At 63.7% G+C, this 23,510-nt stretch carries 20 protein-coding genes; 6 read left to right on the top strand and 14 right to left on the bottom strand.

What is annotated here, in order from left to right:
• Nucleotides 1-41 precede the first annotated feature (41 nt).
• Nucleotides 42-836, top strand: coding sequence for a hypothetical protein (locus HMPREF2678_RS05995; protein ID WP_035001874.1), 795 nt, complete (start codon nucleotides 42-44; stop codon nucleotides 834-836).
• A gap of 40 nt (nucleotides 837-876) precedes the next feature.
• Here HMPREF2678_RS05995 and HMPREF2678_RS06000 read toward each other — a convergent pair whose 3' ends face one another.
• Nucleotides 877-1,815, bottom strand: coding sequence for a heme o synthase (locus tag HMPREF2678_RS06000; protein ID WP_034968298.1), 939 nt, complete (start codon nucleotides 1,813-1,815; stop codon nucleotides 877-879).
• A gap of 277 nt (nucleotides 1,816-2,092) precedes the next feature.
• Between HMPREF2678_RS06000 and tkt the strand changes: the two genes are divergently transcribed.
• From tkt to pgl, 5 genes are read left to right on the top strand one after another with little or no spacing between them, the layout of a single operon-like run.
• On the top strand, nucleotides 2,093-4,183 hold the full coding sequence (tkt, locus tag HMPREF2678_RS06005) for a transketolase (RefSeq protein WP_070551369.1): 2,091 nt from the start codon (nucleotides 2,093-2,095) through the stop codon (nucleotides 4,181-4,183).
• Between the two features lie 28 nt (nucleotides 4,184-4,211).
• A complete protein-coding gene (tal, locus tag HMPREF2678_RS06010) occupies nucleotides 4,212-5,324 on the top strand; it encodes a transaldolase (protein ID WP_070551371.1) in 1,113 nt (370 codons plus the stop codon).
• Between the two features lie 44 nt (nucleotides 5,325-5,368).
• Complete coding sequence (gene zwf, locus HMPREF2678_RS06015) at nucleotides 5,369-6,931, top strand: glucose-6-phosphate dehydrogenase (protein ID WP_034974409.1); 1,563 nt, start codon at nucleotides 5,369-5,371, stop codon at nucleotides 6,929-6,931.
• A gap of 53 nt (nucleotides 6,932-6,984) precedes the next feature.
• Nucleotides 6,985-8,061, top strand: a complete 1,077-nt coding sequence (locus HMPREF2678_RS06020) for a glucose-6-phosphate dehydrogenase assembly protein OpcA (RefSeq protein ID WP_043015176.1) — start codon at nucleotides 6,985-6,987, stop codon at nucleotides 8,059-8,061.
• Entirely contained in the window at nucleotides 8,058-8,891 is an 834-nt protein-coding gene (gene pgl / locus HMPREF2678_RS06025; protein WP_034967975.1) for a 6-phosphogluconolactonase, read from the top strand. Before HMPREF2678_RS06020 ends, pgl begins: the two co-directional genes overlap by 4 nt.
• On the opposite strand, the gene secG is transcribed toward pgl, so the two are convergent.
• The 13 genes from secG to HMPREF2678_RS06090 form a co-directional block, all read right to left on the bottom strand.
• Nucleotides 8,888-9,127: a preprotein translocase subunit SecG gene (gene secG / locus HMPREF2678_RS06030; RefSeq protein ID WP_034967980.1), complete on the bottom strand. Its 240-nt coding sequence runs from the start codon at nucleotides 9,125-9,127 to the stop codon at nucleotides 8,888-8,890. The genes pgl and secG overlap by 4 nt on opposite strands.
• A gap of 103 nt (nucleotides 9,128-9,230) precedes the next feature.
• The gene (gene ppc, locus HMPREF2678_RS06035; protein ID WP_210382709.1) at nucleotides 9,231-12,011 is read right to left on the bottom strand and encodes a phosphoenolpyruvate carboxylase; all 2,781 of its coding nucleotides are present in this window, start codon (nucleotides 12,009-12,011) and stop codon (nucleotides 9,231-9,233) included.
• Nucleotides 12,012-12,087: 76 nt separating this feature from the next.
• Nucleotides 12,088-12,873 carry a triose-phosphate isomerase gene (gene tpiA, locus HMPREF2678_RS06040; protein WP_034974415.1) on the bottom strand — a complete coding sequence of 262 codons (786 nt, stop codon included), beginning with the start codon at nucleotides 12,871-12,873 and terminating at the stop codon, nucleotides 12,088-12,090.
• Between the two features lie 60 nt (nucleotides 12,874-12,933).
• Nucleotides 12,934-14,145, bottom strand: coding sequence for a phosphoglycerate kinase (gene pgk / locus HMPREF2678_RS06045; RefSeq protein ID WP_070551375.1), 1,212 nt, complete (start codon nucleotides 14,143-14,145; stop codon nucleotides 12,934-12,936).
• Nucleotides 14,146-14,285: 140 nt separating this feature from the next.
• A complete protein-coding gene (gene gap, locus HMPREF2678_RS06050; protein ID WP_034967997.1) occupies nucleotides 14,286-15,293 on the bottom strand; it encodes a type I glyceraldehyde-3-phosphate dehydrogenase in 1,008 nt (335 codons plus the stop codon).
• Nucleotides 15,294-15,474: 181 nt separating this feature from the next.
• Complete coding sequence (gene whiA / locus HMPREF2678_RS06055) at nucleotides 15,475-16,461, bottom strand: DNA-binding protein WhiA (protein WP_070551377.1); 987 nt, start codon at nucleotides 16,459-16,461, stop codon at nucleotides 15,475-15,477.
• Nucleotides 16,462-16,521: 60 nt separating this feature from the next.
• A complete protein-coding gene (gene yvcK, locus HMPREF2678_RS06060; protein WP_034976502.1) occupies nucleotides 16,522-17,556 on the bottom strand; it encodes a gluconeogenesis factor YvcK family protein in 1,035 nt (344 codons plus the stop codon).
• Nucleotides 17,557-17,573: 17 nt separating this feature from the next.
• Nucleotides 17,574-18,449, bottom strand: coding sequence for an RNase adapter RapZ (rapZ, locus tag HMPREF2678_RS06065; protein WP_034974422.1), 876 nt, complete (start codon nucleotides 18,447-18,449; stop codon nucleotides 17,574-17,576).
• A gap of 11 nt (nucleotides 18,450-18,460) precedes the next feature.
• Nucleotides 18,461-20,554 carry an excinuclease ABC subunit UvrC gene (uvrC, locus tag HMPREF2678_RS06070; protein ID WP_070551379.1) on the bottom strand — a complete coding sequence of 698 codons (2,094 nt, stop codon included), beginning with the start codon at nucleotides 20,552-20,554 and terminating at the stop codon, nucleotides 18,461-18,463.
• On the bottom strand, nucleotides 20,547-21,002 hold the full coding sequence (locus tag HMPREF2678_RS06075; protein WP_070551381.1) for a PH domain-containing protein: 456 nt from the start codon (nucleotides 21,000-21,002) through the stop codon (nucleotides 20,547-20,549). Before HMPREF2678_RS06075 ends, uvrC begins: the two co-directional genes overlap by 8 nt.
• Nucleotides 21,003-21,037: 35 nt before the next feature.
• On the bottom strand, nucleotides 21,038-21,520 hold the full coding sequence (ribH, locus tag HMPREF2678_RS06080) for a 6,7-dimethyl-8-ribityllumazine synthase (RefSeq protein ID WP_034968014.1): 483 nt from the start codon (nucleotides 21,518-21,520) through the stop codon (nucleotides 21,038-21,040).
• 52 nt (nucleotides 21,521-21,572) lie between these two features.
• Nucleotides 21,573-22,823: a bifunctional 3,4-dihydroxy-2-butanone-4-phosphate synthase/GTP cyclohydrolase II gene (locus HMPREF2678_RS06085; protein WP_034976494.1), complete on the bottom strand. Its 1,251-nt coding sequence runs from the start codon at nucleotides 22,821-22,823 to the stop codon at nucleotides 21,573-21,575.
• 19 nt (nucleotides 22,824-22,842) lie between these two features.
• Nucleotides 22,843-23,490 (bottom strand): riboflavin synthase, encoded by a 648-nt coding sequence (locus HMPREF2678_RS06090; RefSeq protein WP_070551383.1) that lies wholly within the window; start codon nucleotides 23,488-23,490, stop codon nucleotides 22,843-22,845.
• Nucleotides 23,491-23,510 lie beyond the last annotated feature (20 nt).

A 23,510-nucleotide genomic window follows, 5' to 3' on the forward strand; every position in this document is an offset into this window, starting at 1 on the left:
CCAGGGTTATTGTCTAGCTGACAGCGACGAGGGGTCGAACCATGACTCAGCCGACGCGCATGCCGCGCACCACACTGAAGTTCAACTCGGGGGTCGATACTCCACTGGTGCCTGAACGGGGCGAACGCTACTTTTCCACCCCCAACCCGATGCGGGATAGCAGTGGGGCCTTTGAAGCAATAAAGGCAGCGGGTCCGCGGCCTTACGCTCGGGACCTGCCGGGTAGCCTGATTATCTTCCTGGTCGTTGGACTCTTCGGTGCCGTCTTCGCTGCTATTGGCCTCATGCTGATTCTCAGCAAACTTCGCCGTGGGGATGCAACGGCCGACAGTCTCCGTCTTACGGATACGGTCTTTTTCATCGTTGGAATGGTCTTCGTCGTTGTCGCGGTCTACTCGATCTCCAGAGCCCTAGCACGACGCAGGCGAATCGTCACCGCCTGGAAGAATGGCTGGATCGACTACTACCCGGCGCTGGTTGGACAGGTCTATCATTGCCGCACCGCAAGGCGAGAAAGCGAATCTTCAGGCTCAACGTTCTATTACTACTATCGGGCGCCTCTCCACGTGCTTTACCCTGATGGCTCGTTCCGGCAGATGCACTCCTTTGAGTTTGAGATGAAGCGCAAGCCCGACTGGTATCGCACCCGTTTTAATATGGCCTCATCGGCGGAAACTGCTGTCGCGGATGGTCTGAACAATAACGGTTGGGCGATTGTCGGTATCAGTCGTCGACCCGGGCAAACCCATGCGGAGCTCGATTCCGGGCTCACGAAGAAACAGTGCGAAGCCGTATTCAACCTCGCCGAGCGCAATTGGCTCAGGGCGGCTTGGTGATCTTAGCCGTGATCCTAGGTCGCGATGCTAGGTCGCTATGCTAGCCGAGCACAGCCTCGGCGAGCGTCTGCCAGCCCAGCACGGCATCAACGGACAGAGCCACGAACAGTAGCGACAGGTAGTTGTTCGACAGGAAGAACAGCTGCATCGGCTTGACCGGGGTGCCGTTTTTCACGCCACGGTGCAGCAGATGCGCCTTGATAATGAACCAGGCGCCGGACAGCACAGCCGCTGCCAGGTAGATCCAGCTAGCGGCGGGAACCAGCAGCAGCGAAGTGATCACGGTCGCCCAGGTGTAGGCCAGGATCTGGCGCGTGACCTCCAGAGGCGGCTTGACGACGGGCATCATGGGCACGCCCGCGGCCTCATAGTCCTCGCGGTAACGCATTCCCAAAGCCCAGGTATGCGGCGGCGTCCAAAAGAAAATAACCATGAACAGAATCAGCGCCTGAGCCCACGAAGACCACCCCGCGCCAAAGGCACCGCCGTTGTTATCCGTGATGACGGCCCAGCCGACAACCACCGGCATGCAGCCCGCAGCGCCACCCCAAATGACGTTCTGCCAGGTACGGCGCTTCAGCCACTTCGTGTACACGTACACGTAGAACCAGTTCGTCAGAACGATAAACCCAGCGGCCAGCCACGAGTGGCACAAAAAGCCCAACCACAGCACCGAGGCGATCAGCAACACCCAGGCGAAAACGCGGGCCTCGTTGACCGACACGGTTTGGCGAGCGGTCGGACGGCGGCGAGTACGGCGCATCAGCTGGTCGATGTCGTGGTCGACCACGTTATTGAACGTGTTGGCCGCGCCAGCACCCATCCAGCCGCCGATGAGGGTCAACAGGATCAGACCGAAGTTCACTTCGCCGCGCGCTGCCTGCAACATCGCAGGGATCGTGGCCACCAGCAACAGCTCGATGACCCGGGGTTTGGTCAATGCTATGTATGCCTTGGCCGTCTCAGCGAACGTCTTCACCGGCTGCCTCGCCTCCAACTTCTCGGAAAATGCAGTGCACACTGCAGTCTATCTGTATCGCGTCTTACGCTACCCGAGCGTGCAGCGCAGGCCGAAACCCGACCGGCACACGCCCATCTACATGTAGTCGGCTGAGGTTCCTCTTAAGTTCCCAGCAGGGAGAAAAAACTTTCTTACAGAATTAGAAACGATTCTCTGCGCCCACTGGCCACGGCAAGCTGTCGCGACCACTAGTATGTATGAGGAATTGAGCTTGATGAAGAAAGGGCAACTGACAGTGACTCTCTCCCCAGAACAGCAGGCACTTACCGTGCGCAACTACCCGGCGGACTGGACGGAGACCGACACGCGCGCGGTCGACCTGGCTCGCGTGCTGGCCGCGGATGCCGTGGAAAAGTGCGGCTCCGGCCACCCGGGCACGGCGATGAGCCTCGCTCCCCTGGCTTACACCCTCTACCAGCGCGTCCTGCGCCACGACCCGAAGGATGTGCACTGGGTAGGTAGGGATCGCTTTGTTCTCTCGGCCGGTCACTCTTCCCTGACCCAGTACATCCAGCTTTACCTGGGTGGCTTCGGGCTGGAGCTCGAAGATCTGCAGGCCCTGCGCACCTGGGGCTCCAAGACCCCGGGCCACCCGGAGGTGCACCACACCGACGGTGTGGAGATTACGACCGGTCCGCTTGGCCAGGGTCTGGCTTCCGCGGTGGGTATGGCTATGGCTTCCCGCCGTGAGCGCGCGCTGTTCGACCCTGAGACCCCCGCCGGCGAGTCCCCGTTTGACCACTTCATCTACGTCATTGCTTCCGACGGCGACGTGCAGGAGGGCGTAACCTCTGAGGCTTCGTCGCTGGCCGGTACCCAGCAGCTGGGTAACCTCATTGTCTTCTGGGACGACAACGGCATTTCCATCGAAGACAAGACCCAGATCGCCTTCACCGAGGACGTCGTGGCCCGCTACGCCTCGTACGGCTGGCAGATCCTGGAGGTCACCGGTGAGGACGTCGAGGGCATTCTGGACGCCGTCGAGCGTGCCAAGGCCGAGACCTCCCGTCCGACTTTCATCCGCCTCAGCAGCGTGATCGCCTACCCCGCACCGACGAAGATGGACACCGGCGCATCCCACGGCGCTGCCCTGGGCGCAGAGGAAATCACCGGCATCAAACAGGCGCTGGACTTCCCCGACGAGCCGTTCCCGGTAGAGGACAACGTAATCGCCCACACCCGCGGTCTGGTCGAGCGCGGCGCGGAGGCGCACAAGCAGTGGCAGGTTCTTTTTGACGCCTGGGCGGAGAACAACCCGGAGAACAAAGCCCTGTTTGACCGCCTGTACTCCCGCGAGCTCCCGGAGGACTTCGCCGCGGAGGTTCCCAGCTGGGACGCTGGCGAGTCCCTGGCCACCCGCAAGGCCTCCGAGGCTACCCTGCAGGCCCTGGGCAAGACTCTGCCGGAACTGTGGGGTGGCTCCGCCGACCTGGCTGGCTCTACCAATACGATCATCAAGGGCGAGCCGAGCTTCGGCCCAGAGGCCATCACCACCCGTAGCTTCACGACCGAGCCGGGCGGCCGAAACCTGCACTTCGGTATTCGCGAGCACGGCATGGTCGCCATCCTGAACGGCATGGCCCTGCACGGTCCCACCCGCCCGTACGGCGCGACCTTCCTGCAGTTCTCCGACTACGCCCGCGGTGCGGTGCGCCTGGGCGCGTTGATGAAGACCGACGTCTACCACGTCTGGACCCACGACTCGATCGGCCTGGGCGAGGACGGCCCGACCCACCAGCCCGTCGAGCACCTGGCCTCCCTTCGCGCAATCCCCCACCTGGCTGTCATCCGCCCGGCGGATGCCAACGAGACCGCTGCCGGCTGGGTTGCTGCGATCAAGGCTGAAGAGTCGCCCAAGGCACTGATCCTGACCCGCCAGAACGTCCCGGTTCTGGAAGGCACGAAGGACAAGGCTGCCGAAGGCGTGGCTCGCGGTGCCTACGTGCTGGTCGAGGAATCCACCGAAACCCCGGAGGTCATCCTGTTGGCCACCGGTTCCGAGGTTCAGCTGGCTGTCGAGGCCGCCAAGGAGCTGGAGAACCAGGGCGTGGGCACCCGCGTGGTTTCCATGCCGGTCATGGAGTGGTTCCTCGAGCAGGATGCCGAGTACCAGGAGCAGGTGCTGCCTAGCTCCGTGACCGCCCGTGTCTCCGTCGAAGCCGGAATCTCGATGCCGTGGCACCGCTTCGTCGGCCTGAACGGTCGCACCGTTTCCCTGGAGCACTACGGTGCGTCCGCCGATTACCAGACCCTCTACCGCGAGTTCGGCATCACCGCCGAGGCCGTCGTCGCCGCAGCTCACGACTCCATTGCCGCCAACCAGTAACCCAGTAACTAGGACTGATTCTTTTACCATGAGCACCCCCGCCAACATCGACGCGCTCGCCAACGCCGGCACCTCCGTGTGGCTGGACGATCTCTCCCGGGATCGCCTACGCTCCGGCAACCTCGCCGAGGTCATTGAGAATAAGGGTGTGGTCGGCGTGACCACCAACCCCGCAATCTTCGCCAATGCTATGTCCCAGGGCACGGCCTACGATGAGCAGCTTCAGCAGCTCGCCGCCGCAGACACCCATGCCGATACCGCCGTGTTTGAGATGGCGGCCGACGACGTCGCGGAAGCGTGCGATGTGTTCCTCCCCATCTACGAGCGCACCAACGGCGTGGACGGCCGGGTGTCCCTGGAAGTCGATCCGCGCCTGGCCAAAGAGCGCGAGGCGACCGTCATTCAGGCTCGCGAACTGGCCGCCAAGGTCGGACGCGAGAACCTGATGATTAAGATCCCCGCGACCGAGGAGTGCCTGCCTGCCATTACCGATGTGCTGGCCGAAGGCATCAGCGTCAACGTCACCCTCATCTTCTCCGTCTCCCGGTACATTCAGGTGATGGAGGCCTTCATCGAGGGCATGTCCCGGGCGGCAGACGCGGGGAAGAACCTGACGAAGATCCACTCCGTGGCCAGCTTCTTTGTCTCCCGCGTAGACACCGAAATCGACAAGCGCCTCGATGAGATCGGCACCGACGCAGCCCTGGCACTCAAGGGCAAGGCGGGCGTGGCCAACGCGCAGCTGGCCTACGCTGCTTTCGAGGACACCCTGCTTAATAACCCCGCCTGGAATGCGCTGGCTGAGAAGGGAGCGCCGGTGCAGCGTCCGCTGTGGGCGTCCACCTCAGTAAAGAACCCCGAGTACCCAGACACCCTGTACGTCACCGAATTGGCCGGGCCGCACACGGTCAACACGATGCCAGAGAACACGCTGGACGCCACGATCGATCACGGCGAGGTCCGCGGCGATACCCTATCCGGCACGACCGATTCCGCCCGCGCAGTGTTCGCCGCGCTGGACGAGGCCGGGGTGAACCTAGCCGAGGTATGGACTGTGCTGGAAAACGAGGGAGTGGAGAAGTTCGTAAACTCCTGGAACGAACTGCTGGGTACCCTCGCCGCGCAGCTAGACGCGAAATAATTCCCCTACCGACAAACCAAACCCCCACAGAGGACTCTAGACAAGTGCAACTCCCCTTTTCCGCCGAGGAATGGCGCAACCCGCTGCGCGACGAATTGGATAAGCGCCTGCCGCGCATCGCCGGACCGTGCGGGCTGGTCATCTTCGGCGTGACCGGTGACCTGGCGCGCAAGAAGCTGCTTCCCGCCGTGTATGACCTGGCCAACCGCGGGCTGCTTCCCCCGGGCTTTAGCCTGATCGGCTACGGCCGTCGCGACTGGTCCAAGGAAGAATTCGAGGAGCAGGTCCTGCAGTGCGTCAAGGATCGGGCACGCACCCCCTGGCGCCAAAATGTGTGGGATCGCCTCGCCGAGGGCATTTTCTTCGTCAAGGGTGACTTCACTACCGATGCTGCTTTCGACGCCCTCGCGGAGAAAACCCGCGAGATCGACAACGAGCGCGGCACCGCCGGCAACTGGGCGTACTATCTTTCCGTTCCGCCGGATCACTTCCCCAGCGTGTGCCACCAGCTGGAGCGATCTGGCCTGGCGACTCCGGATCCGGAGCTTGGCGAACTGCACAACGGCTGGCGCCGCGTGGTCATTGAGAAGCCCTTCGGACACGACGAGCAGTCCGCCCACGAGCTTAACGAGATCGTGAACAGCGTCTTCCCCGAGTCCAGTGTGTTCCGTATCGACCACTACCTCGGCAAGGAGACGGTGCAGAACATCCTGGCACTGCGCTTTGCCAACCAGCTGTTCGACCCGATGTTTAATGCGCACTACGTGGATCACGTGCAGATCACCATGGCCGAGGACATTGGGCTGGGTGGCCGCGCGGGCTATTACGACGGCATCGGCGCCGCCCGCGACGTGATCCAGAACCACCTGCTGCAGCTGCTGGCTCTCATCGCCATGGAAGAGCCCGTAACCTTCAACCCCGAGGAGCTGCAGGCGGAGAAGGTCAAGGTGCTGCGCGCGACCTCTCCGGTGGGCCCTTTCGCCCAGACCACGGCGCGCGGACAGTACACCTCCGGCTGGCAGGGCTCCGTCCCGGTCAAGGGGCTGCGGCAGGAAGACGGCTTCGACCCGGAATCCACCACAGAGACTTACGCTGCCGCCACCTTCGAGATTTCCTCCCGACGCTGGGCGGGCGTGCCCTTCTACCTGCGCACCGGCAAGCGCCTGGGCCGCCGCGTGACGGAGATCGCCATCGTGTTCAAGGAGGCGCCGCATCTGCCCTTCGGTCCCGGCCAGACCACCGCCCAGGGCAACAACATGCTGGTCATCCGCGTCCAGCCGGACGAGGGCGTGCTGGTGCGCTTCGGTTCGAAGGTTCCGGGCTCCGCGATGGAGGTTCGCGATGTGAACATGGACTTCAGCTACTCTGAGGCCTTCACCGAGGAATCCCCCGAGGCTTACGAGCGCCTGATCCTGGACGCGCTGTTGGACGAGGCCAGCCTGTTCCCCACCAACGAGGAAGTCGAGCTGTCCTGGAAGATCCTGGATCCGATCCTGGAACACTGGGCTCTGCACGGACGCCCCGAGGACTACCCCGCCGGCACGTGGGGGCCGAAGGGCGCCGAAGAGATTCTGTCCCGGTCGGGGCGGCAGTGGCGGCGTCCATAAGAGTCCATAAGAGAACGACCCCCGACCGCGTGAGGAGCGCGCACTTAACGGCCATGATCATCGACCTACCGAACACCCAGACAAAAGAAATTGAACACCGCATCCGCGCATTGCGGGAGGAACGCGGTGACGTCACGAGCGGTCGCGTTCTGACCCTTATCGTGGTGGCCAGCGAGGACGACGACCTCGACAGGATCATCAGCTCTACCCACGATGCTTCCCGCGAGCACCCCGCCCGCGTGATCGTACTGGTGATGCACCGCAGCGAAGAGGCACTGCTGGACGCACAGCTGCGCATCGGCGGCGACGCAGGTGCCTCCGAGATCATCATCATGCACCTGCACGGCGAACTGTCGGCAAACCGCGCTTCTGTGGTCACCCCGCTGTTGCTGCCCGATACCCCGATCGTCGCCTGGTGGCCCGCCACCGGACCGCGGAACCCGGCCTCCGACCCCATCGGCGCTCTGGCGACCCGCCGCATTACCGACTCTCTGACGGACGAGGACGAGGACGCACTGTATCGCCGCCGCATGACCTACACCCGTGGCGACTCGGACATGGTGTGGAGCCGCATCACCCTGTGGCGCGGGCTTCTGGCCTCTGCGCTGGATCAGCCGCCGCACCACCCGATCGTGTCCGTAGAGGTCTGGGGGCCAAAGCACGATCCGTCGGTCGACATCGCTGCCGGGTGGCTCGCCGAGCGCCTGGATGTGCCGGTGACCAGGCATGTTACGGTCGACGGCCGCCACCGCGAGGACGCGGACGGCAACCGCGTGATCTCTATCGAAAAGGCGGTGCTGCACCGCCAGGTAGGTGCGGTTGAGGTTGAGGTTATCGACGCCAACACGGTCTCGCTGACCGTCGGCGACCAGAACTCGCTGGTCACCCTCGGCAGGCGTGCCTTGGCCGACTGCTTGGCTGAGGAACTGCGCCACCTGGACCCGGATTACGCCTTCGGACATGCGCTGCGTGGACTGGTGCGGGTGAACCGTCCAGACCGCGGGCCGCGCACCTCCCAGTTCCGCGGCGTGAATAGTTTGGGTCAGCAGGAGGACAAACTGGACCGCTGGACCTCCCGCGATGCCCAGGATCCCAACAACAACTTCGACGGTCAGGAGTCTCTACGATGAAGCCCACCCACGATCACCGCCACGATGCGGTCGTCAGCGACAAGACCGGCGTGGAACTGCGCCCCCGCGACAACAAGCAAGATCTCGCCACAGCTGCCGCGCGGGAGTTCATCAACACCGTGGCCGAACTGCAGCGCACCGGCGATACCGTAACCGGCGACGGCATTGTGCGCGTGGTTCTGACCGGCGGTGGCGCTGGCATTGCCACGCTGGCTGAAATCGCCGCCCTGGACCACGCTGCGAAGCAGTCCGCGGAGGACTTCCCCGTCACCACGATCGACTGGTCGCAGGTGTATGTGTTTTTCGGCGATGATCGCTTCCTGCCGGCCGGCGATCCAGAGCGCAACGACAAGCAGGCCTTCGACGCGCTACTGCGCCACGTGGACATTCCTTCGCTGAACGTGTTCCGAATCCCTGCCCTGGCCGCCGGCGAGCAGTCGGACGGGCCGGCGTTGGATGCGGCGGCGGAGTTCTACGCCAAGACGGTCGACCAGGTTGCCCCGGATGGTTTCGATATCCACCTTTTGGGCATGGGGCCGGAGGGGCACATCAACTCGCTGTTCCCCCACACGGAAGAGTTGCTGCATGCCGAGGGTTCTGTCGTGGCCGTGCGCGAATGCCCGAAGCCCCCGGCAGAGCGCATCAGCCTGACCATGCAGGCCGTCAACCGCTCCCGTGCGGTCTGGCTCCTGGTCAGCGGCGCGGAAAAGAAGGAAGCCGCAGGCCAAGTATTCGACGGCGGTAATGGCGCCGAATGGCCTGCGGCTCTGGCCTCCGGTTCGGAGGCAACGCTACTGTGGGTTGACGCTGCCGCCAACCCGCTGGCTTAAGCCAGACCGTAGTGCAGAACCAGGTTCAGTCCGACCAGCGCAATCAGCCAAATAACGGCGGTGCCCACGGTCAGGCGATCCAGGTTCTTCTCCGCCACGGTGGAACCGGACAGGTTGGACTGCATGCCGCCACCGAACAGGCTGGACAGGCCGCCGCCCTTGCCCTTGTGCAGCAACACAGACAGACCCATCAGCAAGCTGGTGACTACAAGGATGATCTGCAGCGTCAGGATCAATGTCCTACCCTCTACTTTTCTTTAAAATCGACAACTTAAGTTTTTCGGTTAACATCACGAATCTACCCGCTGGCAGGCGTGCGTGACAACCCGCCACGCGCAGCTACCCCGAGTTACGCAGTGCAGTCGCCAAGCCGTTCATCGTCAGCTGGATTCCCGAACGGACGCTGTCGGAATCATCGCCAGCGCGGTAGCGGCGCAACAACTCCACCTGCAGCAGGTTCAGCGGCACCAGGTACGGGAAGCGGTTGCGCACAGAGCTAACCAGCTCCGGGTTATCCGCCAGCAGAGTTTCCCGCTCCGTGATCTGCAGGAACATCTCTACCGTCAGCTTGTACTCCTCCACGATCACGCCGAAGATGCGCTCCGCCGCCTCAGTGTCGCCCACCAGCTCGGAGTACAGCTGCGCGATGGACAGGTCGGCCTTTGACATCACCTGAGCCATATTAGAAAGCACCGAGGCGAAGAACGGCCAGCGCCCGTGCAGTTCCCGTAGGTAGTTGAGGCGCGAGGTGGCGTCACCAGTCACAGAGGTACCGTTGTCGATCCAGCGCTTCAGGGCGCTGCCCACGCCGAACCAACCGGGCAGCATCACGCGCGACTGCGACCAGCTCAGCACCCACGGGATGGCGCGCAGATCCGACACGGCGGTGGTCTGCTTGCGCGAGGAGGGGCGGGAGCCGATGTTGAGGCTGCCAATCTCGGCCAGCGGCGTGGAGGTGGTGAAGTATTCGATGAAACCCGGATCTTCGTGCATCAGCGCGGAGTAGGCCGTGCGCGATTCCTCTGCGATTTGGCGCATGGTCGCGAAGGCCTCCTTCGGGTTGTCGAGGTCGTCGACGGGCAGCAGGCTGGCCTCCAATGTGGCGGCCACGAGTGCTTCCAAGTTGCGGGCGGCGTTCGCGGGATCTCCGTACTTGGCGGAGATGATCTCGCCCTGCTCGGTGACGCGCACCGCACCCTGTACTGCGCCCTCGGGCTGCGCCAGGATCGCGTCGTAGGAAGGACCGCCACCGCGCCCAACAGTGCCACCGCGACCATGGAAGAGGCGCAGGAACAGTCCGGCTTCGCGCGAGGCCTGCACCAACGCCAACTCCGCGTCGTAGAGCGCCCAGTTAGCAGCGAAGTAGCCGCCGTCTTTGTTGGAGTCGGAATACCCCAACATAATCTCCTGGATATCGCCCCGACCAGCGACGTAGTTGCGGTACAACGGCAGCTGCCATAGCTGGCGCATGATGTCCGCTCCCCCGGCGAGGTCGTCAATCGTCTCGAACAGCGGAATGATGTCTACCGTGCCGGTTGGGTTTTCGCCGTTGGCGCGGATCAGCCCGACCTCCTTGAGCAGAATCATCGGTTCGATGACATCGGACACGGAGGAAGCCATGGAGATGATGCAGTGCGGAACCACGCTGGCTCCGAACTTCTTTGCGGCCTGCGCAGCGGCGCGGAAAATGCCAAGCTCCCGGGTGGTCTCCTCGGACCATTCGGCCTCCGGATCGGACAGCGGCCGGGGGCTGGCGAGTTCCTGCAGCAGCACCTCGACCTTGGACTCCTCGTCCAGCTCCGCGTAGTTGGTGGTCACACCGGCGCGGGCAAAGACCTCCGTCAGCACATTTTCGTAACTCTCGGAGTTCTGGCGCAGGTCCAGGGAGTACAAGTTGAAGCCGAAGGTCTCGACGGCCTCCCGCAAGTCCGCCAGGGTGTGGTCAGCCAGCAGGTCGTCCATGGAGTGGCGTAGCGCTTGATCGACCGTGTCGATGTCCGCCAGCAGTTCCTCCGGGCCGGAGTAAGGTTCGTGACCCTTGTGCACGCCACCGGAGACCACTGGCTCGCCCAGGGTGTGTTTGGCCGTTGCTGCCACACGGCCGCGCATACCGTGTAGGGCGCGGCGGAAAGGCTCGTCCACGCGGGAGGGCACGTCGTTGCGGCCCCGGTCAGCCAGTTGTTCTAGCGCATCGGTGGTGTCGATGAACCGCGAGGACAGGCTGAGCTCGTGTTCCAGGGCGTAGATGGTCTTCTGATAATGGTCAAAGATGGTGCGCGCCGCCGACGTTGTGGCATTGGTGACGGTCTCCGCCGTCACGTACGGGTTGCCGTCGTGGTCGCCGCCGATCCACGAACCGGGGCGCACGATCGCTGTGCGTGGCACGCTGTCGCCGTACTGCTGCTTCATGTGCTCGTTGACTCGGCGGTTGATCGCGGGTATTTCGCGCAGCAGGCTGATGCCGTAGTAGCGCAGACCCACTTTGATCTCGTCTTCGATACGCGGGCGCACACTGCGGATCAGGGAGGTCTGCCACAGCAGCGTCATCCGACGACGGATCACCAGCTCGATCTCCTCCAGCTGGCGCGCCGAACGCACCGATTGCGGGTTAAGTTTAAGTTCTTTGAGCACGCGTGCGCGCCGACGCATCATCTTCATGATGTCGGTTTGCACGTCGAACACGGTCCGGCGGCGGGTTTCCGTCGGGTGTGCCGTCAACACTGGTGCTACCAGGGCGTTCGCCATGGTCTCGGCGACCTTCTCCCCCGGCACCGCATGGTTGTGCAGTTCTTGCCAGGTGTAGGCCAGCGTGGAGCGCGGCGCGGTGTTGCCGCGGTCCTCTTCGAGGTCCCGCACGCGCTCGACGTACAGGTCCTCGGCCAGGTTCGCCATCAACGCGAAGTGCGAGAACGCGCGGATGACTGGCAGCGCCTTGTCCGTTGGCAGCGTATTGAACTGTTCCGCCAACTGTTCGATCTGCATCTCGCCATAGCGCAGGTCGAATGCCGCACTGCGGGTGTTTTCAATCAGGTTGAAAGTGTACTCGCCCTCTTGCTCCCTAATCACCTCGCCCAGGATGCGCCCGAGATAACGGGTATCGTCCCGCACCGTCGGGCTGATCTCTGGGTGGGCAATTTCTTCGGGAGCGACGGGAATGGCCGTGCCGCGGATCGTGTCCTTGCTCATCGTCGCGCGCTTAAGAGGTTGCCTTAGCCGCTGCGGCAGCCAGACGAGCGAAGTCTTCGCCGTCTAGTGACGCCCCGCCGACCAGACCGCCGTCGACATCAGGCTGGCTGACCAGCTCTCCGACGGAATCGGTCTTCACGGAACCGCCGTAGAGGATGCGGATGCCACCGGCAACCTCCTCGCCCGCCAGCTCTGCGACGAGCTCGCGGATGGCGTGGCAGACCTCCTGGGCGTCCTCGGCAGAGGCGACCTTGCCGGTGCCGATTGCCCAGACCGGCTCGTAGGCGATGACGGTCTTGGCCAGGTCTTCTGCGGACAGACCCGCCAGGGAGGCCTTGGTCTGCGCCTTGACGAACTCGACGTGCTCGCCCTTTTCGCGGACATCCAATTGCTCACCCACGCACACGATCGGCTGCAGCTCGTTATCCAGTGCGGCGCGTGCCTTGGCGGCCACGACCTCGTCGGTTTCGCCGTGGTACTGGCGGCGCTCCGAGTGGCCAACGATGGCCCAGGTGCAACCCAGCTTCTTTAGCATCGCGCCGGAAACCTCGCCGGTGTAGGCGCCGGAGGCGTGCTGGGATACGTCCTGGCCACCGTAGGTAATGGCCAGCTTGTCTCCGTCGACCAGAGTCTGGACGGAGCGGATGTCGGTGAACGGAGGGATAAAGGCCACGTCCACGGCCTCGTAGTACTCCTTCGGTAGCGCGAAGACGAACTTCTGGACCACCTGGATGGCCTCAAAATGGTTCAGGTTCATCTTCCAGTTGCCGGCGATCAGCGGCTTGCGTGCAGTCATTGTATGAATGCCTTCCTTCTAGTACCTAGTGTCTAGCGCGTTACTAGCTTGTGGGTTCTTCTAGCTCTGCAGGACGGAAACGCCGGGCAGCTCCTTGCCCTCCAGGAACTCCAGGGAGGCGCCACCACCGGTGGAGATGTGGGAGAAGCCCTCCTCCGCCAGCCCCAGGGTGCGGACCGCTGCAGCCGAGTCGCCGCCGCCGACGACCGAGAAAGCACCGTTCGCGGTGGCGTCAATAATTGCCTGAGCAACACCGCGCGTACCCTCAGCGAACGCAGGGAACTCGAATACGCCCATCGGGCCGTTCCAGAAAACGGTCTTGGACTGGGACAGGATGTCGGCGAAGGCCTTGACGGACTCCGGTCCGATGTCCAGGCCCATCCAGCCGGCCGGGATGGACTTCAGGTCGACGGTGCGATGGTCAGCGTCCTTGTCGAAGCGCTCTGCGACCACGACGTCGGTGGGCAGGGCGATGACGTCGCCGAAGCGCTCCAGCAGATCCTTGCAGGTGTCGATCATGTCTTCCTGCAGCAGGGAGCCCCCGACCTCGTAGCCCTGAGCGGCGAGGAAGGTGAAGCACATGCCGCCGCCGATGATCAGGTTGTCTACGCGCGGAGCCAGGGCCTCGATGACGCCCAGCTTGTCAGAGACCTTCGAGCCACCCAGGACGACAGCGTAGGGGTTCTCCGGGGTCTCCGAGACCTTGCGCAGAACGTTCAGCTCTGCCTCCACCAAGCCACCGGCGTAGTGCGGGAGCTTCTTGGCTACGTCGTAAACAGAGGCCTGCTTGCGGTGGACCACGCCGAATCCGTCGGAGACGAAGGCGCCGTTGTCGCCGGTGAGGGCTGCCAGCTCGGCGGCGAACTCAGCGCGCTCGGCTTCGTCCTTGGAGGTCTCGCGGGCGTCGAAGCGGACGTTTTCCAGCAGCAGGATATCGCCGTCGTCCAGACCGTTGGCACGCTCGTGGGCATCCTCGCCGGTGACGTCGGTGGCAAGGGGTACCCATTGGTCCAGGCGCTCGGCTAGAGCTTCGGCGACCGGTGCCAGGGAGAACTCCTCCTTGAACTCGCCCTTCGGACGGCCCAGGTGGGCGGATACGACCACGCGGGCGCCAGCCTCGAGCAGCGCCTTGAGGGTCGGCACAGAGGCGTCGATGCGGCCCGGGTCGGTGATGTCACCGTTGGACAGGGGGACGTTCAGGTCCGCGCGAACCAGGACGTGGCGACCCTGTACACCCTCGTTGATCAGGTCTTGAACGGTCTTGATGGCCATGGGGAGCTCCTTTATAGAGATGGTAATTAGGGATGTAGAGAGAAAAAGAGAAAACGGGTCGGCTTCTCGAAACCCGCGACGCGCTACACGTGCGGCGCTCGGAGCCGAACCCGTCAGTCCTTGTGAAGGAAAATGGCTAGTTAGAGGCGCTCGCCCACGTAGGTAGCCAGGTCAACCAGGCGGCAGGAGTAGCCCCACTCGTTGTCGTACCAGGAAACGACCTTCACCTGGTTGTCGATGACCTTGGTCAGACCGGAGTCGAAGATGGAGGAGTGCGGGTCGCCGACGATGTCGGTGGAAACCAGCGGAGCGTCGTCGGAGTACTTGGCGATGCCCTTCAGCTCGTTCTCTGCAGCCTTCTTCAGGGCAGCGTTGACGGCCTCGACGGTGACCGGCTTCTCAGCTTCGAAAGTCAGGTCGGTCAGGGAGCCAGTGATGACCGGAACGCGGACTGCGTAGCCATCCAGCTTGCCCTTCAGCTGCGGCAGAACCAGGGAGACGGCCTTCGCAGCGCCGGTGGAGGTCGGAACCAGGTTGACGGCTGCGGCGCGGGCGCGGCGCAGGTCCTTGTGCGGAGCGTCGTGCAGGCGCTGGTCGCCGGTGTAGGCGTGAACGGTGGTCATCAGGCCCTTAACGATGCCGAACTCCTCGTCCAGCGTCTTGGCCAGCGGAGCCAGGCAGTTGGTGGTGCAGGATGCGTTGGAGATGATGTGGTGGTTCTCCGGGTCGTACTCGGTGTGGTTAACACCGACGACGAAGGTTGCATCTTCGTTCTTCGCCGGAGCGGAAATGATGACCTTCTTGGCGCCGGCCTCGATGTGAGCCTTTGCAGCCTCAGCGTCGGTGAAAAAGCCGGTGGACTCGATAACGATGTCCGCGCCCAGCTCGCCCCACTTCAGGTTCTTCGGCTCGCGCTCAGCAGACACGGCGATGCGCTTGCCGTCGACGGTGATGGACTCCTCGTCGTACTCGACCTCGGCATCCAGGCGACCCATCACGGAGTCGTTCTTCAGCAGCACAGACAGGGTCTTGTTATCGGTCAGATCGTTGATGCCGACGACCTCGATGTCCGCACCCTGGGAACGGATTGCGCGGAAGAAGTTGCGGCCGATGCGGCCGAAGCCGTTGATGCCAACACGGATAGTCACAGTTGATCTCCTAAAAAGTGCGTCTATATTTTCCTCGATCTAGACGCCAAGGTCGGTGGCTCGAAAACAACCTAAGCCTCGACCCTCACGCCGACACTTTCGAGAGTACCTGCGCCCCACAGGCTTTGCAGCGATTCCGAATGCCCTGCATGCCGGGGGTAACTGTCGGCGTCAATCAACCTCAGTCAACGTTGTTGAACAGCTCCGATGTCACGGCAGAATGCGTGTCCGGCAGCCCCAGTTCCTCTGCCCGCTTGTCCGCCATAGACAGCAGCCTGCGGATGCGCCCGGCGACCGCGTCCTTGGTCATCGGCGGGTCGGCGAGGCGCCCGAGCTCCTCCAGGGAGGCCTCCTTGTGCTCCACACGCATCTGCCCAGCCTGGGCCAGGTGCTGGGGAACGTCGTTGTCGAGGATCTCCAGGGCGCGCTCCACGCGCGCGGCGGCGGCAACGGCGGCACGAGCGCTGCGCCGCAGGTTCGCATCGTCGAAGTTGGCCAGGCGGTTAGCCTTGGCCCGGTTCTCCCGGGTACGGCGTTGCTTTTCCCACCCCTCGCGGGTTTCCTGCGCCCCCATGAGCAGCAACAGCCTGCCGATGGAATCCCCGTCGCGGATAACCACGCGGTGCACTCCCCTGGCTTCCTTGGTCTTGGCCGTCACGTCGATGCGACGGGCGGCACCGACCAGCGCCAGAGCCGCTTCGTTGGACGGGGTCTGCACTTCCAGCGCGGACGAACGTCCCGGGTCAGTCACATAGCCATGAGCCAAAAAAGCCCCCCGCCACGCGGCCACGCACTGATCTGCGGTGCCGCCGATAATGAAGCGCGGCAGCCCGCGAACTGGTCGACCGACCCGGTCGATGAGTTCGGTGCGGCGCGCCAGCTCCATGCCACCCTCAGTCCAGCGCAGCACGTGCCGTGGGCTGCGGCGCAGGTTTCCCGCGCCGATGATCTGATGCTCGGGCTCGATCTTGTACAGCTGCTCGACCATGTCGGTCAGGCGTCGGGCAGTGTCGGCTGAGTCGACCTCGGACTCCACCACGATCTTCTTACCCACTAGGTGAAGGGCCGCCGTGTAGCGCAGCAGGCTGGCGACCTCCGCGGTCATCACGTCGTGGCGGGTCACCAGCACCCTGTTGAGCTCCGCCTTCACATCGGCCGTCAGTGCCACGGGCTGTCCTTTCCTCTGTCTTCCCATACTAAAACAAGCAATTATAGCCGGATTGGGTGTTTACCTTTCCGGGAGGTTTCGCACTCCTCCGGAGATCTCCTGCAGCACCGCTGCCAGCTTCTCCGGCTTGTGGCGGTCGGTCCACCGCCCGCGGTTGTCGTCCTCCCGCACGTCACGGTAGATCACTTTGGCGCCCAATGCTGCTGCGGCTCTATCTATATGACGCCTCGTGCTGGCCACTGGCATCGTTGACAGATCGACGATGACAACGTCAATCTGCAGGCTTGGGCAGTGCTGCCGCACCATATGGATGTGGTGTTCCAGCGACATGCCGGCGGTCTCCCCCGGCTCCGGCACCAGATTCAGCACCAGCGCTTTGACGGCCTCCGTGCGGTTCAGGGCGTCCACAATCCCCGGCACCAACAGGTGTGGGATCACGCTGGAGAACCAGGATCCCGGACCCATGGATACGAGGTCGGCGTCGAGGATGGCATCGACGGCCTCCTGAGAAGCCGCAGGTGATTCGGGGTACAGCTTGACCCGGCGCACCTCGCCTAGCGTGGAGGCCACGGCAACCTGTCCGCGCACGGCGACGACTTCCCGGGGGTCTTCTTCCAGCCCCAGCACCTCGGCCTCCAGGTCGAGGGGTTCGTTGCTCATGGGGATGACGCGCCCCTGAATGCCCAGCAGGCGGCCGATCTCGTCCAGGGCGGCCATTTCGCTGCCCATGACCTGCGCCAATCCGGTGATTAGGAAGTTGCCCAGGGCGTGCCCCTTCAGCGCGCCGGAACCGCCGAAGCGGTGCTGGAGGACTTCCTCCCACATGCGACCGCGCTCGGAGTCTCGGGTCAGGGCTGCCAGTGCCATGCGCAGGTCGCCCGGAGGCAGGGAGCCGAGCTCGCGACGGATGCGGCCCGAGGAGCCACCATCGTCGGCCACGGTGACGATCGCGGAGACGTAGTCGGAAATGATGCGCGCGGAACGCAGCGTGTTGAACAGCCCATGCCCGCCGCCGAGGCAGGCGACGCGCGGAATCGGCTTAGCGGGCACGGAGGTATCAGACACAGAGTAGCCAGAAGAATCAGTAGTAGTCATGGTGTATCGCGCCCTCTCTAACGCTCGAGGTCTCGGTGGGAAAGGTTCACCAGCACCCCGCCTTCGGCCAGGCGGCGCGAAAGCTCTTCGACAATCGCTACGCTGCGGTGGTGGCCACCCGTGCAACCGACGGCGACGGAGACGAAGAACTTCCCTTCCTTGCGGTATCCCGGCAGAACCGAGTGGATCAGCCCCAGGACATGCTCCAGAAACTCCTCGGCACCGGGTTGAGATAGGACAAAGTCGGAGACGGGGGCGTCAATACCTCTAAAAGGACGCAACTCCGGATCCCAGTAAGGGTTCGGCAAAAAGCGCGCATCCAACAACATGTCAATGTCCTTGGGCGGGCCGTGCTTGAATCCGAAGCTCTGCAGGTTAATGCGCACGCTGGAGTGGTCGGCGGCGGCGAAGAACTTTTCCAGCTCCCGGCGCAGGTCGTGGATGCTGCGGTTCGTCGTGTCCAACACTATGTCGGCGCGTTCGCGGATGCTGGCCAGCATCTCTCGCTCCCGGTCGATGCCATCCTGCAGCGTGCCCTCTTGTTGTAGCGGGTGGGTGCGCCGAACCGCGTCGAAGCGGGCGATCAGTGCTTCGTCGGTGGCATCCAGGTACAGCACCGTAGGGCGCCGACCGCCCGTGTGCAGGTCGTGCAGCACACTGGTCAGATTGCCGGCGAAGTCGCGGGAGCGCACGTCGGTGACGATGGCCAGCTTCTCGATCGGCGAATCCTCGGAGAAACTGAGCTCCACCATGCGCACGATAAGCTCCGGTGGGAGGTTATCGGCGACGTACCACCCGAGCTCCTCCAGGGCCGCGGCGGTGGCTCGCCGACCTGCCCCAGACATGCCCGTGATCAGGATCAAACTGGGCTCTTGCTGCGTTGATGCGCTCATACTCTCCGATCCTACCCAGCATTGAGGGCGTCGTGAATGAGTTGCGCCAACTTCGGCCCAAAGCCCGGTAATGCGGCGATGTCGTCCACGCTGGCCTGCTTGACCTTGGCCACGGAGCCGAACTGCTTGACCAACTGCTGGCGCCTCTTTGGCCCCAACCCCGGGACGTCGTCCAGCTTGCTGCGGCGCATCCGGGCGCTGCGCTGCTGACGGTGGAAGGTGATGGCGAAGCGGTGTGCCTCGTCGCGCAGGTTTTGCACCAGGTAGAGCGCGGGCGAGTTGCGGGGCACGATGATGGGGTATTCCTCGCCGGGAACCCAGATTTCCTCCAGGCGCTTAGCGATGCCAATGAGGGTCACATCCGTCACACCCAACTCATCCAGAACCTCTTGCGCAGCGTTGACCTGCGGCAGACCGCCGTCGACGATGAACAGCTGCGGTGGGTAGGCGAACCTGCGCTTCTCTGGGGCACTGCCCGTGCTGCCATCGCTGCCGCTGCTGCCTTCACCGCCAGAGCTCTCTAGCTCCGCTTCGCCCTCTAGTAGGTCTCCCCCGTCGTCACCCGCGGGCACCGCGGACTTGTCCTGCTGGTAACGCTTGAAGCGCCGCCGCACGACCTCCGCAATGGAGGCGACGTCGTCGGAATGCCCGTCGCCGGCGGCCTCGCGGATCTTGTACCGCCGGTAGTCTGACTTCTTCGGCAGTCCATCCTCAAAGACCACCAGGCTGGCCACCACGTCGGTGCCCTGGATATGCGAGATGTCGGTGCATTCGATGCGCAGCGGAGATTCGTCCATCCACAGCGCCTCCTGCAGTTCCTTCAGGGCTGCCGAACGTGCCGTGATGTCGCCTGCCCGCTTCAGCTTGTGTTGGGCCAGTGCCTGTGTGGCATTGGTCTCCGCGGTGGTCATCAGCGCCTTCTTGTCGCCCCGCTGGGGCACGCGAATCTGCACGTTGGATCCGCGCAGGCTTGTCAGCCACTCCGCCAGGTCGGTGGACTCCTCCGGCAGCGTATGCACCAGGATCTCGCGGGGCACGGGCGTTACCTGCACGTCCCCCACCAGGTCGCCGAGGTCCTGTGTGGCGGCCGGGTTCATCGCGCGGGCGAGCTCCCGATCCACTTCCGGGCCCGATGCGCCACCCACCTGCGTCTCCGTCGCCTTCGCCAGCTCTGCGGTCTCGCCGTAGAACTGGGTGATGAAGTCGGCGACCAGGCGTTCCTCGCTCAGATCCTCGCGCTCGACTACCCACCCGCGCTGTCCGTGGATCCGCCCGCCACGGACGTGGAAGATCTGCACCGCAGCCTCCAGCTCGTCGGCGACGAACGCGATCAGGTCCGCATCGGTCTTGTCCGAAAAGACGACCGCCTGCCGCTCCATGGATTTCTGCATGGCCTGCAGCTGGTCGCGCAGCGCAGCGGCGCGCTCGAAGTCCAGGTCCTCGCTGGCCTGCTCCATTTCTTTGCGCACGCGGCGCAGCACGGGCTCTGTGTTGCCCGCCATGAAGCTGGAAAACTGATCGACCAGTGCGCGGTGGTTGGCGGGGGTGATTTTTCCTACGCACGGCGCACTGCATCTGTCGATGTAGCCGAGCAGGCAGGGTCTTCCCAATGCTTCGTGACGCCTATACACCCCAGCCGTACACGTTCTGATCGGAAACACCCGTGTCAGAGACTCGAGGGTTTCGCGGATCGCCCACGCCTTGGGGTACGGCCCGAAGTAGCGCACGCCCTTGCGCCGGGGACCGCGGTACATGAACGCGCGCGGGATCTCCTCCTTCACGCTGATGGCCAGCATGGGGTAAGTCTTATCGTCCCGGTACATGACGTTGAACCGGGGGTTAAAGCGCTTGATCCAGGTGTATTCCAGGTTCAGCGCTTCCAACTCGCTGGACACGACGGTCCACTGGACGTGGTTGGCGGATTGCACCATCGCGCGGGTGCGCGGATGCAGTTGATCCAGATCCTGGAAGTAATTAGACAGGCGCGCGCGTAGGTTCTTGGCTTTGCCTACGTAGATGACGCGCTCGGTGGCGTCCCGAAACGTGTAGACCCCAGGGTCGGTGGGGATGCTTCCCGGTTCTGGACGGTAGGAAACGCTACTCATCGAAAGGCATGTAGCGATCCTCCAGCTGGCGGAAGTCCTCTACGCGCTGGGCGATCAGCTGCTTGTCGTAGATGTTCAGTGCCATCATCGGCACAAACTCAAAGTCGGGCAGCTCCAGGCGCGCCCACTTGGCCTCCTGGGGAAAGGACAGGCCGTGGATAATTTCCCACGGGTAGAACTGACCGTTGACGATGTTGCGCACCTCCACGCCCTGGCTGTTGACCTTGACGTGCGGGCGGAGCAGAGACAGGGCGACGAAGGAGAACACCAGGCCGATGCCGATGAAGCCCCACTGGTCGGTGCTTGACACCGTCACTCCGGTATCTCCCACCGCAACGACGATGGCCATGAAGATGTGCACGGCCATGACCAGTACGACCAGGATCCACGCCAACTTCTTTAAGAAGGGCGAGGAAACCTCCAGCTCCCATTCATCCTTATCGCTCACGCCACCCAACCCTACTCTGTTGACACGGGGCAGCCCTAAACGCCCCGCTCGATCTGTCGTAGCACGAGTGCAGTGTGGATCGCCGCGACCGCCGCATCGTGCCCCTTATCTTCTTTGGCATTGACGCCGCCGGCACGGTCCACAGCCTGGGCGTGGTTGTCGACCGTCAACACGCCGTTGCCGACGGGCGTGCCCGAATCCATTCCCGCGCGTGTCAGCCCGTAGGTCACGGCATCGCAGACCACGCGGAAATGCTCGGTTTCGCCCTGGATCACACAGCCGTTCGCCACGACGGCGTCAAAACGTTTACATGCCGCGGCGACAGCGACCGGCAGCTCCAGGGCTCCGGCGACCCGCCACTGCGCTACCTGGGCGCCGGCCTGCTTGGCCGTCTCGATAGAGCGGGCGTGCAGAGCGTCGGTGATGTCCGCGTTCCAAGATGCGCTGATCACCGCTACGCTCAAGCCTGCGGCCGAGCCTGCCTTGAGTTCGACATCAGCTACTCCGGTGTTTGCCATGGGGGTGCGGCTCCTTCTTCCAGGGGGTACGGGATCGGTCGGGGTGTTTGGGTTAGTCCAGGGAATCCAGCTGGTGGCCCATTCGGTCGCGCTTGGTGCGCAGGTAGACCACGTTGTCCTCGTTGGCGTTGAGCTCCACGGGGATGCGCTTGGTGACGTCCACCCCGTGGCTGGCCAGGTCGTGGATCTTATCCGGGTTGTTCGAGATCAGTGCGACGGATTTCACCTGCAGATCCTTGAGGATCTGTGCAGCGGCGCTGTATTCGCGGGCGTCCACGGGCAGGCCTTGTTCGAGGTTGGCGTCCACCGTATCCAGGCCTTCGTCCTGCAGCACATAGGCGCGTAGCTTCGGCAGCAGGCCAATGCCGCGACCCTCGTGCCCTCGCAGGTAGATCAGCACGCCTCGCTCCTTGGCCTCGATGTAGTCCAGGGCCGCGGACAGCTGATCGCCGCAGTCACAGCGGCGGGATCCGAACACGTCACCGGTGAGGCACTCCGAGTGCACGCGCACCGGAACCGGGGTATCACCGGCCTCAGCGACAGAGACATCGCCCTTGACCAGCGCGACGTGCTCCGTGCCGTCGATGATGTTGACGTAGCCGATCGCGCGGAAATCTCCGTGGACGGTCGGCAGTCGGGTCTCCACCGCGCGTTCCAGGGTCTGGGTGTGGTGGCGGCGCCAATGCATCAGCTGTTCGATGCTGATCAGTGCCAGGTCGTGTTTGTCCGCGAAGCGGCGCAGCTCCGGCAGGCGGGCCATGGCCGTCGGGTCTTCCTCGGAGACGATCTCGCACAACGCGCCGGCGGGCGCCAGGTTGGCCGCGCGGGCTAGATCTACGGCGGCCTCGGTGTGGCCTTGGCGCACCAGTACTCCCCCGCGCTTGGCACGCAGAGGAACCACGTGGCCGGGGCGGTTGAAGGTTGCGGCGGTAGAGGAAGGATCGGCCAGCAAGCGCACCGTACGGGCGCGGTCGGTGGCGCTGATGCCGGTATCCACGCCCTCGGCGGCGTCGACCGTAACGGTGTAGGCGGTACCGCGGACGTCCTCGTTGCGGGCGACCATGGGCGGCAGCCCCAGTCGGTCGCAGTCGGCGCTATCCATGCCCACGCACACGTACCCGGAGCTGTGGCGCACCATGAAGGCCATCAGTTCCGGGGTTGCCTTCTCTGCAGCAAAGATCAGGTCGCCTTCGTTTTCGCGGTTCTCGTCGTCGACCACAACCACCGCCTTGCCGGCGGCGATGTCGGAGATGGCGCGCTCGACGGAGTCCAGCTGGATGTTGTGTGTATCGCTTGTGCTCATCGGTGCTTAGCCTCTCGCTTTAATTCTGCTCGCCGAACTGGGCGAGCCTTTCGACGTACTTCGCCAGTACGTCGCACTCCACGTTCACTTGAGATCCCGGGTGCAGGTCGCCCAGCATAGTATCGGCCAGGGTCGTTGGAATGAGGGAGACCTCGAACCAGTTGCCGGAACCCGATTCACCTGCACGATCTGTGGTGTCTGCGACCTCCGCGACCGTTAGCGACGTTCCGTTGATAGCCACCGAACCCTTCTTGGCCACGTAGCGTGCAAGCTGCGGATCGTTGAGCTGGAAGCGGAATACCTCCCAGTGCTCCGAGGGGCGGCGTTCTATGAGTTCGGCCGTGCCGTCGACATGTCCTTGCACGATGTGGCCGCCGAAGCGCTGACCGCTGGCCATGGCGCGTTCCACGTTCACGCGGTCGCCTGCGCGGACCTTTCCCAGCGCGCTGTAGTCGAGCGTCACCTGCATAACGTCGGCGGTGAACTCCGTTGGGTTGTCTCCCCCGCTCAGCTCCGCGACGGTGAGGCACACGCCGTTGATGGCGATGGAATCGCCGCGCTTGGCGTCCCCCAGTACTGCCGGTGCTGTGAAGCGCATCCGCAGCGAGTCCCCTGCCACCTCGATCGCAGCGATGCGCCCGACCTCTTCAATGATTCCGGTGAACATGCGCGCTCCTTAGCTTTTAT

Source organism: Corynebacterium sp. HMSC058E07 (assembly GCF_001809885.1).
In the GTDB taxonomy this organism is placed as follows: Bacteria; Actinomycetota; Actinomycetes; order Mycobacteriales; family Mycobacteriaceae; genus Corynebacterium; species Corynebacterium macclintockiae.

Excerpts from the sequence above, each read along its gene's own strand:
- yvcK (WP_034976502.1), bottom strand. The coding sequence starts at position 17,556 with ATGACTACTACTGATTCTTCTGGCTACTCTGTGTCTGATACCTCCGTG.
- pgk (WP_070551375.1), bottom strand. The coding sequence starts at position 14,145 with ATGGCCATCAAGACCGTTCAAGACCTGATCAACGAGGGTGTACAGGGT.
- uvrC (WP_070551379.1), bottom strand. The coding sequence starts at position 20,554 with ATGAGTAGCGTTTCCTACCGTCCAGAACCGGGAAGCATCCCCACCGAC.
- HMPREF2678_RS06090 (WP_070551383.1), bottom strand. The coding sequence starts at position 23,490 with ATGTTCACCGGAATCATTGAAGAGGTCGGGCGCATCGCTGCGATCGAG.
- tal (WP_070551371.1), top strand. The coding sequence starts at position 4,212 with ATGAGCACCCCCGCCAACATCGACGCGCTCGCCAACGCCGGCACCTCC.
- ribH (WP_034968014.1), bottom strand. The coding sequence starts at position 21,520 with ATGGCAAACACCGGAGTAGCTGATGTCGAACTCAAGGCAGGCTCGGCC.
- HMPREF2678_RS05995 (WP_035001874.1), top strand. The coding sequence starts at position 42 with ATGACTCAGCCGACGCGCATGCCGCGCACCACACTGAAGTTCAACTCG.
- HMPREF2678_RS06085 (WP_034976494.1), bottom strand. The coding sequence starts at position 22,823 with ATGAGCACAAGCGATACACACAACATCCAGCTGGACTCCGTCGAGCGC.
- pgl (WP_034967975.1), top strand. The coding sequence starts at position 8,058 with ATGAAGCCCACCCACGATCACCGCCACGATGCGGTCGTCAGCGACAAG.
- HMPREF2678_RS06020 (WP_043015176.1), top strand. The coding sequence starts at position 6,985 with ATGATCATCGACCTACCGAACACCCAGACAAAAGAAATTGAACACCGC.
- rapZ (WP_034974422.1), bottom strand. The coding sequence starts at position 18,449 with ATGAGCGCATCAACGCAGCAAGAGCCCAGTTTGATCCTGATCACGGGC.
- tpiA (WP_034974415.1), bottom strand. The coding sequence starts at position 12,873 with ATGACTGCACGCAAGCCGCTGATCGCCGGCAACTGGAAGATGAACCTG.